This window comes from Streptomyces sp. NPDC055189 (genome assembly GCF_053606765.1).
Genome location: NZ_JBSGSG010000068.1, coordinates 45219 through 54793, shown reverse-complemented (window position 1 = coordinate 54793; position 9575 = coordinate 45219). Strand labels below are relative to the sequence as shown.

The 9575-nt window shown below is 70.3% G+C and carries 7 protein-coding genes; all 7 read right to left on the bottom strand.

Annotated features, from left to right (window positions below; genetic code table 11):
• Nucleotides 1-42: 42 nt before the first annotated feature.
• Nucleotides 43-1350 (bottom strand): M28 family metallopeptidase, encoded by a 1308-nt coding sequence (locus ACWFR3_RS34345; protein WP_453738601.1) that lies wholly within the window; start codon nucleotides 1348-1350, stop codon nucleotides 43-45.
• A 288-nt stretch (nucleotides 1351-1638) separates the two neighbouring features.
• The gene (locus ACWFR3_RS34340) at nucleotides 1639-3102 is read right to left on the bottom strand and encodes a hypothetical protein (RefSeq protein WP_453738597.1); all 1464 of its coding nucleotides are present in this window, start codon (nucleotides 3100-3102) and stop codon (nucleotides 1639-1641) included.
• Between the two features lie 98 nt (nucleotides 3103-3200).
• On the bottom strand, nucleotides 3201-5369 hold the full coding sequence (locus ACWFR3_RS34335) for an HEXXH motif domain-containing protein (protein ID WP_453738596.1): 2169 nt from the start codon (nucleotides 5367-5369) through the stop codon (nucleotides 3201-3203).
• 11 nt (nucleotides 5370-5380) lie between these two features.
• Complete coding sequence (locus tag ACWFR3_RS34330) at nucleotides 5381-7699, bottom strand: tetratricopeptide repeat protein (protein WP_453738595.1); 2319 nt, start codon at nucleotides 7697-7699, stop codon at nucleotides 5381-5383.
• 167 nt (nucleotides 7700-7866) lie between these two features.
• Nucleotides 7867-8319 (bottom strand): hypothetical protein, encoded by a 453-nt coding sequence (locus ACWFR3_RS34325; RefSeq protein ID WP_453738594.1) that lies wholly within the window; start codon nucleotides 8317-8319, stop codon nucleotides 7867-7869.
• Nucleotides 8320-8517: 198 nt separating this feature from the next.
• Complete coding sequence (locus tag ACWFR3_RS34320; protein WP_453738593.1) at nucleotides 8518-8982, bottom strand: hypothetical protein; 465 nt, start codon at nucleotides 8980-8982, stop codon at nucleotides 8518-8520.
• 103 nt (nucleotides 8983-9085) lie between these two features.
• On the bottom strand, nucleotides 9086-9496 hold the full coding sequence (locus tag ACWFR3_RS34315) for an organic hydroperoxide resistance protein (protein ID WP_453738592.1): 411 nt from the start codon (nucleotides 9494-9496) through the stop codon (nucleotides 9086-9088).
• Between the last annotated feature and the right edge of the window lie 79 nt (nucleotides 9497-9575).

Below are 9575 nucleotides of genomic sequence, written 5' to 3'. Positions count from 1 at the left end.
GCGGAAGAACGCTGCCGGGCGCCGGGGTGTGTCCGGGACGTTCTAGAACGTCAGCTTCCAGCTGTTGATGTAGCCGGTGTCCTGCGACGCCACGTCCTGCACGCGCAGCTTCCAGGCGCCGTTGGCCGCTTCGCTCGACGCGTTGACCGTGTACGTCGCGATGACGTTGTCCGCCGAGTCGTTGCTGCTGGAGTTCTTCAGGCGGTACGCCGTGCCGTCGGGGGCGAGGAGGTCGACGACCACGTCGCCTCGCCAGGTGTGCCGGATGTCGACGTCCGCCTTGAGGGTGGCCGGGGCGTTGCCCGTGCGGCCGGTCACGTTGATCGTCGAGGTCACGGCCGCGCCGTTGTCCGGGATGGCGACGTCAGCGGTGTTCTCGTACGAGTCGCCCGGCGGGGTCGACGTCTCCGTGCCGAGCGTCCAGATGGCGTGGGCGATGGCGTCGCTGTTGCGGTCGAGCGCGGTGTCATTGATGTTCGCCGTCGTGTCGCACGACGAGTGGTAGCAGCGGTCGAAGGCCTGGCCCGAGGTGCCGCCCCACTTCTGGGCCTGGGCGCTGGTCTTCGTACGGCTCGCGCCCGTGAAGAGGCCGCCGACGGGTATGCCCACGTTCTTGAAGCTGGCGTGGTCGGAGCGGCCGTCGCCCTCGGTCTCTATCTCCGTGGGGACGTTCAGGCCCGCGTAGAAGTCCTTGAAGGTCTTCTCGATCGTGGGGTCGTCGTCGTAGACGAAGTAACCCGGGTTCGGGGAGCCGATCATGTCGAAGTTCAGGTAGCCGGAGACCTTCGAACGCTCGGTGCTCGGGAGGTTGTTGACGTAGTACTTCGAGCCGACGAGGCCGAGCTCCTCCGCGCCCCACCAGGCGAACCGCAGGTGCTTCGTGGGCTGCAACTGCGCGCGTGAGACGGCGAGTGCGGTCTCCAGGACGCCCGCCGAGCCCGAGCCGTTGTCGTTGATGCCGGGGCCCGAGGTCACGCTGTCCAGGTGGGCGCCCGCCATCAAGACCTTGTTCGGGTCGCCGCCCGGCCAGTCCGCGATGAGGTTGTAGCCGGTGGCGCCGCTGGAGGTGAACTGCTGCACGGTGGTGGTGAACCCGGCCGCGTCCAGCTTGGCCTTCGCGTAGTCGATCGAGGCCTTGTAGCCGGGGCGGCCGTGGGCGCGGTTGCCGCCGTTGGCCGTGGCGATGGACTGGAACTGGGAGAGGTGCGCCTTGACGTTGGCCAGCGGTATGTCGGGGGCCGCGAGCGTCGGGGACGGGGCCGCCATGGCCGCGGGTGCGGTGGCCGCGATCAGGCCGGCGGCGGCGAGGGTGGCGACGCCCGCGGTGGCCCGTCTCAGGGCGCGGGGCATGGCGGATCTGGAGAGTCTCATGTGGGGCTCCGAATTCCGAACAGCGAGGGGGACGGAACGTACTGACGCCCTGCGACGCGGATGCCGCAGGGCGCTGGAGCTGTGCTGAACTGAAATGACGTGTGCATGGCGCGAAGTGCGTTGCCTGATATTGAGGGTGGCGGGACGCGCCGTCAAGAGAGGAATCCGGTCACAATCCGGGAAGCAGGGTTCGTATATCGGACGTTGTGCCGGGTTCCGCTTGCGGGGAGGGGCGTTCGGCACTGGTGGACGGGCGCTACGACCGGATCAGGCGTCCAGCCCCGCCTCCCGCTTGCGCCGCTTCAGGACATGCTCGCTGAAGAGGCGCCGGCACCGGTCGAGCAGCCCGCCCACCTCCGGGTCCCGGGGCCGCACGTCCGCCGACGCATGCCAGTGCTGCACGGACACTCCGGCCCACGTGCGCAGCTTCACGTCCGGATCGTCCAGGAGCCCGGACGCCGCCCGCAGCGCCACCACCCCGCCGTGCGCCCGGAGCAGCCGGAACGCGGCGACGCGGATGTGCCGGGGCCACTGGGACCCGGTGCGTTCCATGAGCCAGTCGGCAGGCAGCTGCCCGGCCGAGGGCAGCAGGGCCTCGACCGTCTGGCGTACGACACCGGGGGCCGGGTCGTCGAGCAGCGGCCGCAGCAGATCCGTGTCCGCGAGGTCCAGTGCCCGCAGTCCGGCCACGGCCTGCGCCCGCACCCCGTCCGCCGGGTGGACGAGCAGCCGCCGCAGCAGCGCGCCGTCCGCGCGGTCCCCGCACTCGCCGAGACCGATGGCCGCGCCGGGTGCGATGCCGGGGTCGTCCGGCGTCGCGCACCGCGCCCGGTACCAGGCCGTCGGGTCGCCGCCGTGCTGTCGTACGACGTACCGGGCGCAGGCACGTACTCGCGCGGACCGGTCGGCGAGGAACTCCTCGGCCCGCTCGGGCTGCCCCGCCTGTCGCAGTCCGGTGACACCGGCGGACCGCACACGCGGCGCACGTGCCGTCAGCAGCGGTTCGAGCACGTCGGCGGAGTCGACATCCGCTTCCAGCACGGCCGCGAGCGCCGCCGTCGCACACAGATCCTGGACCACGGCGTCAAAGTCGTGCGCGGCGGCACGGGCGAGTGCGGCGGGATTCAGGCGCCGGTCTTCGACGGCGAGGCGGTAGGCGAACCGCCGTACGGCGTCGTCACGGAGCGCGAAGAGGGTGGCCAGTTGCCCGGGAGTCGTCCGCCGCAGCGCGTCCCCGAGCAGCTCGACGCCGAAGGCCCCGCGGTCACGGCGGCCGGCACGCAGGATCAGCGGAGCGAGAGCGACGGCGGTCTGCGGGTCGAGCGCCTCGCGCAGGAGCGTACGGGCACGTTCGCGCACGGGGGCGGCCCAGTCGGCGCAGCGGATCACGATCAGCGGCAGCAGGCCGGGGTGCGGACCCGCCCGGCGTACCGCCGCCGCGCGGATCCTGCCGTCGCGGTGGCAAAGAGCCAACGCGAGCCCGGACTCGCCGAGCTGTGTCAGATCGGCGGGCAGCGGGGCCGTGCGCTCCCAGTCCGGAAGCCGGGCCACCGACCGATACCAGGACAGCTCCCGCACCCCTGCGTCGAGCGCGAGCCAGCCGTCGGCATCGGCGACGGCCAGAATGCTCCCCGGCGAAGCCCCCTCCGCGAGGCGCACCGCCGCGGCGGCGCCGTCGCTGATCTCTGTGACTTCTGTGGCTTCTGTGCCGACCCCGATGCCCTCACGCATGACCGCCCCCGATTCCTCCGGCTGTAGGGAGGTGATCGTAGGGCGGGGAGGCGGTGCGGGGCGCGCGATATATGGCGGGCCTCTGCCTGCTCCTGCTCCTACGGACCTGTCGTAAAGACCTGGTCCATCCGCGGCAGGTCCGGAAAATGCGATGTGCCGTCCTGGAATCCGACCCAGGCGGCGAGGGCGACGGGATCGGGTGCCGTGCCGGTATCGGCCAAGACCTGTGCGTACAAGGCCTGTACCAGCTCGGGGCGGTGGGTGAGTGCCCCGGCCGCTTCGGCTGTGTCGGCAGGGTCCCCGGACGCCGCGGCACGGAGCCTGCGCAGGGCGAGCCCGAGCCGGACCCAGGCCCCACACCGCTCGGGCCGGCTGGTGACCTGGTCGGCGGACAACCGGCGTGCGTCATCGAACGAGCCCCGCAAGCGGGCCAGGTCGGCGGGGTCCACCTCGTCCTGGCCGAAGCCGGCGGCGAAGGCGGAAGCGTGCTTCCCGAGCAGGTCAGGAGCGGTGGCCGCGCTGCACAGGAGTGCGGTGTAGTCGCCGGAGGGAACCACATCATGATCGGGGCGCAAGAGGGTATCGATGTGCTGCCGTGGCGGGGGAGATGCGGCGGACGACCAGGCCTCGGCAAGGGCCGATACCGCGGTGGGGTCCGGACGCAGATGGTGCAATCGCCAGCGAGTGCGATGGGCCACGACCGCTTCCATGGCGAGCAAGGCCACGTCGTCGGGTACGGCGGCGTCATCGGTCCAAGGCACGGTGGCGCCGCCCATCAGAGCTGCGAAGTGCCGCCCTGCATCTGTCAGTTGTGGTGACGCGCAGAGGGCGGCGTAAGCCTCACGGGTCTGCGTGCTCCAGTACAGCAACTGGAATTGGGCGCGACGCAGTTCTTCCCCCTCGGAGACCGAGCTGAGTTTCCGCCAGAAGTCCATCACCCCGAAGAAGGCGAAGACACCGTGGAAGAGACCGGCCACAGGGCGAGGGTCGTCGCGCCACGGGCCGTAGAAGGCCTCGTCCACCGCGTCGTCGCGCTCACAGTGGAGTTCGAGTGAGTCCAGCACGGCGTTCAGTTTCATGTGCTGGAACTCGTGGACCAGAGTTGCGGCGAGTTCCACCCCGTCGGGGGGAACGCTGGCCATGAGTCCCCCGAAGGCGTCACCGGATGACCCCGAGGCCACCACGGCGTCGGAAGTACCGGGCCAAGGCGTCAGTGCCTTGAGGGCTACCGCCAACGCTTCCGCTCGCACGGGGGTGACGCGGGTCAGTACCCTTCCCGCGTCACGGATCACCTGCTGCCAGTGCACCACCTCGGATGGTGGCAGCGGGGACGGCGGCACAGGACCGCCCGGCTGCCGGTAGGGGTCCATGTCATCCAGAACCAGGCTGACTTGGCCGGAACCGAACGGAGCTTGCACTCGGCGGGTCGGGAACCACAGCGGGGAGGTGTCGGCTCCCGACTCCGATACCTGCACCATGGCGCGCCCGCCGCAGCTGATCGTGACCAAGCCGTCATGCCGCTGGATGTTCGCCGTGTCGGCCTTGGCCGAACGCAGGTCGGCGACGCCTAGCGTGGGCAGGAAGGCGAAGCCGTCCCGAAGCGGAAGGGGAAGAGTGAACGAGATGCAGGCTCGGACGGCCGCCGCTGCCGCGACGGAACGCAGATGCACGAGGCTGTCGGGCAGCGGGCCGCTCGGCTCGGTGGCCGGGGTGCTCAGGTCGCGCAGTGCCAGGCTCATCCATCGGCCCACGGAGGGGTGGAGCAGGACCGCTGTGACCGCATCGGGATCGAAGCGGTCGGCCTGAACAAGGAGTTCCTGCGCCTCCCGCACCCACGCCACGCTGCCGGATCGATCGGCGGCGAGCATTCTCGTACGGTCGAGAATCTCCCGGAGAACCGCCTCGTGGGCGTTCCGTTGCTGAGCCTGGAGTCGTTCGATCAAGGCACGGTTCTCCTCCCCTCGTGCCAGGGCCAGAACCTCGGATGCGTCGATGGTGGCAGGCTCGGCCGCACGCTCGAAAAGACCAGGTGTGGCACCGGAACCCGCGGCGATCGGTGTCTGGCCGGCCGATACGGCGTCTTTGCCCCGGTAGGAAGGGGAACCCATCGGGCTGTCGCCCCTTGAGGAGTAACTCGCGCTGTCGGGACCGCCGTAGGAGCGGGCAGCAGTGTGGTCCGCACGGGCGTAGCGCTGCAGGAGCCGGTTGAGCACCGGGGCAGAGTCTTCTGCTGCCGAAGAGCGCTGTACGTGCCGGATGTTGGCCATGGTGGGAGCTCCTATCGGGGTGGTTCGCCGTTCGCCAGTTCGGCGAGCACCGTCGCGAGGTTGCGGGCACACGTGATGACATTGGGGTGATGCTCGCCGAGCCGGTGCTTGCCCGCTTCCAGCGCACCCCGGAAGTGCTGTGCGGCACGGTCCGGACGGCCGAGCAGGTGCCAGACGGTGGCCAGCTCGTGTCGAGCGGCGACCGTGTCCGGGTGGTCCGGTCCTAACCGACGCCGACTCACCTGCCAGATGTCCGTGAACTCGTCCCGCACCTGTTCGAGGAGCCCGTGATCGCCCTCGTGGTCGCGCAGGAGACGGGCCCGTTCGTGGCGCGCGAGGAGCAGTCCGGGGTGATCGGGCGGCAGCACGCGGCTGTGCTCGTCGACGACCTCGTCGGCTACCCTCTCGGCCTCCTCCGATCGCCCGGAATCGCGCAGAGCCCGTACGAGGCTCAGCCCGTCGGAGAGGGTTTCCAACTCTCCCTCCACGGCCAAGTGCCGGGTCAGCCGGCGCACCTCGCGCAGCTCGCTGACCGCCTCTTCCACGCGGCCCTGCCGGTGCGCGAGCCTCGCAAGGTCGGCGCGCAGACGAAGGATGCTTCGCCTGTCTGTTCGTGGATCACGCAGGCGCAGGGCGAACGCCACACGCAGCTCCGCTTCGGCAGTCTCGTACCGACCCATCTGTGCCAGCGTTCGTGCACGCCCGGTGCGGACCGACTGGAGGTACGGATGGTCGGTCGGCAGTCGCCGCTCACCCACGCGGGCAAGGTGCTGATACAGATCGTCCGATTGCTTGAGGTCGCCGCTCATCCGTAATGCCCAGGCCAGGAGCAGTCCGCAGGCGATGGTGGCGGGATGGTCCTCGCCGAGCAGTCTCGTCCGGGCCTCGCCCACCGCATCGAGCTCGGCGATGGCTTCCGCGGACATTCCACCGCCGAGGCGATAGCGGGCAATGTGCAGGGCGGGTTCGGTCGCCGAGACGACCAGGTCCGTGGGATCGGCTCCCAGCTTGCCTTCGCATGCGCGCAACAGCAGCGGAGCCGCCGCACCATGGGGCGCGATCGCCCGCCAACGGGGCCACTGCGCGGGGTTTCCCGCGTTGAGCGGAAGGGTGGCCAGTCGGAGGAGCGACGTGACGAGACGGAGCATCGGCAGCGCCTGAGCGGTGAAGTCGGGATGCGCGCGGCTGGCTGCCCGGACCATCGGATGAATGGTGATCCACCTCTGTGGCTCGCCTCGGTCCGCGCCCGGCGGGTCGTGGGCCGTCTCGATGGTGATCAGCTTCAGGCCGGCCAGGCCGCGCAGGGCCTCCCCGAGCCGCGAAGGGGAGAGCCCTGGAAAGAGCCCGCTCTCGGTGAGCTGGTCGGCGGCGAGGAGTTCTCGGTAGGGAATGGGCGCGGGACCGAAGGCGCACAACAACCGAAGCAGCGGGCGAGTCAGGTCCGAGCCTTGGCGGTGCAACAGATCGAGGGAGAGTTCCCATGTACTCAGAATTGCTCTGCGGGTCCGCTGCGCGGGCGCCAGGTCCGCGTCGGGATCAGACGTCATGTCGGCCAGGTGTGCGTCGAGGCTGCGGCGATACGCGTCGAACGTGTCGGGCATCGACGGCGTGGGCCAGGGGTCGTTCACGGTTCGCGCCAGATAAGAGCCGGCGAGGTCGAGCGCGAGGGGAAGGCCCCCGAGGTGCTCGGCGAGTTGTTCGGCCTCCGGTGTGCTGCCCGCCTCCGCTGCCAGGTCCTTCAGGACCTTCGCGCCGTCCGCACTGGAGAGCGGCTCGACGTTCTCCCTGCGGACCCAGTGCCCCCACCGTTCGATGCGGGACTCCCGGCTGGTGACCAGGACTGTCCCCCGCGGGTGCCCCGGCGGGCGCAGCCAGCCGGTGCCCTCGGCGGCGCGGGACGGCGGGGCCGCCAGGACGGCAGGATCGTCGATGTTGTCGAGGACCAGTAGCCACGGCCCCGAGAGGGCATCGAGGTACTTCCACAGGACGTCCGCGTGATTGGTGCCCACGAAGTCGCTCGGGGAGGCACCTGCCGCGAAAGCCACGGCGCGGAGCGCCCCCGACAGGCCCTCGCCGTCCGCACCCGACACCCACCACACCTGTGTCCGGGCGCCGGCCACCCGATGGGCCACCTCCAGAGCGACCGTCGTCTTGCCGCAGCCGCCCAATCCCGACAGCAGCCATACCCCGGGCAGCGAAGGAACGCCGTTCGCGCGCCGCGTCACCGCATCGGTCAGCTCTTCCGCCAGTGCGTCCCGCCCCCGCAGCATGTCCGGCGGGACCCGGCGCTGCGGGACGGCCAGTGGCACCGTCGCGGAGAGCAACGGCACCACAGGGTCCTGGTCGGGCGGCGCGTGGTAGTTGTTGGTGACATGGATGTCGCCCTCAACGTGTTCCGCGGCGACGCTGCCCTGATCGGCCCGCGTAGTACTGCCCGGGTGACCGGCGTGGGCCTGCTCCGGTGCGCGGGATGGTGGGCTTGGAACAGCCGGTCCGGTCAGCCCCGGGACGGACTCGGCCCCTGAGGAGGGCTAATCCTTACTCCTCCGTTGATCACGGCGGCCCCGACCGACCCGCCCTCCGCGTTGAAGGTTGCATCACCCTCGATGGTGACGCTGCCGGGCCCCTGCGCGGGGCTGTGACCGGGCATGTGCGCGGCGAGCACCGCACGCAACTGCTCGGCGGCCTGGTCGCGCTCCGCGGCGCTCAGGTTTCCCAGCGCCAGCGCGAACCGATTCTGCCAGTCCTCCTGAAGGCGGACGCGGAGCTGCCCGTTCTCGGCGGCCTCCCTCGTCAGCAACGCCGCGGCGGTTTCGTCAAGGCGTCGCGTCTCCTCCAGTTCACGTTCGGTGTCGCTGCGGCCGAACCAACTCGCCACAGCCGTCCGCAGCCCGCCCCACGCGTCGGTCCCGGCTGCCGCGATCACCGCCGTACCGCCTGACGCTGCCAATGCCAAAAGCATCTGATCGAGCACCCATGCCCTCCTCGCCCTTGATGCCTGTGACATGAATGTAGCCCTGAACTGCTTTGCGTCATGGTGTTCTTGGGCGAAGAGCGCCGCGGACACCGCGGATCGTCGCAGAATGCCCGCGGTGGCGTCGGCCATGTCGAGGGGGGCCCGCGTCACGCTGACCGTCGTGGCGGAGCCCTACTGCTCCTCGTCCGACGCTTCGGGCCGCAGCAGCGGATGCTTCACGCCGGGGAATACACGGGCCTTGACGACCGGCTCGGCGGACGCGCCCTGGACCACCGTCTCGGCGATGCCCCACGGGCGGCCGGGCAGGTCGACGAGGATCGTGTACGAGTTCGCGCAGCCCATGCACTCGTAGCAGTCCACCCAGGTCTCGACCTCGGTGCGGCTGCCGGGGTAGCGGGCCACGTGGCGGTGGCGGGCGTGGCATCGGTCGCACTTCTCGCCGGGCTCGCAGGTGCTGCCGCAGGGGCACGGCACGTCCAGGGTCTCGGCGGGCTTCCAGCGCTGCGTGACGACTGCCTCGCGGGTGGCGCCCATGTCCTTCATCGACTTCAGGTTGCGGGCGGCGACAACGTAAGACTCGCCGGTCGACGTCATCCGCTTCCGGATCACGCCCTTGCGTCCGCGGTTCGTCGTCATTCTGGGCCTCCTGGAGTTCACGCAGCCCACCAGGAGGCCCATGAGATCGGTCCCTCTACGGTACCCGCCGTCCGGTGGGGGCCCGAATTCAGAGACGGCCGGACTACTCGATGACGAGCTCGACCTCGATGTTGCCGCGCGTGGCCTTGGAGTACGGGCAGTACGCGTGCGTCGCCTCGACCAGCTGCTGTCCGGTCTCGCCCGCCAGGGAGTCCGGCAGCTCCACGCGCATCACGACCGCGAGGCCGAAGCCCGAGTCGTCCTTGCCGATGGAGACCTCGGCGGTCACCGAGACGTCCTTGGTGTCGACCTTCATCTCACGGCCGACCGCTCCCATCGCGCTGGCGAAGCACGCCGCGTACCCGGCGGCGAAGAGCTGCTCGGGGTTGGTGCCCTGGCCGTTGCCGCCGAGGGCCGGGGGCATGGCGAGCGCGAGGTCGATCTGGCCGTCGGAGCTGACGGCGCGGCCCTCGCGGCCGTTGGCGGTGGCGACGGCGGTGTACAGCGCGTTCATGGGGTGTCCTCTTCCCTCGGTCGAAGAACGTGAGCGACGGGTTTCGTTCGCTCAGGAGCAATGGTTGCACACGACTTAG

Bases quoted from the DNA above. Each gene is read 5' to 3' on its own strand.
- ACWFR3_RS34345 (WP_453738601.1), bottom strand. From the start codon at position 1,350: ATGCCCCGCGCCCTGAGACGGGCCACCGCGGGCGTCGCCACCCTCGCC.
- ACWFR3_RS34340 (WP_453738597.1), bottom strand. From the start codon at position 3,102: ATGCGTGAGGGCATCGGGGTCGGCACAGAAGCCACAGAAGTCACAGAG.
- ACWFR3_RS34335 (WP_453738596.1), bottom strand. From the start codon at position 5,369: ATGGCCAACATCCGGCACGTACAGCGCTCTTCGGCAGCAGAAGACTCT.
- ACWFR3_RS34320 (WP_453738593.1), bottom strand. From the start codon at position 8,982: ATGACGACGAACCGCGGACGCAAGGGCGTGATCCGGAAGCGGATGACG.
- ACWFR3_RS34315 (WP_453738592.1), bottom strand. From the start codon at position 9,496: ATGAACGCGCTGTACACCGCCGTCGCCACCGCCAACGGCCGCGAGGGC.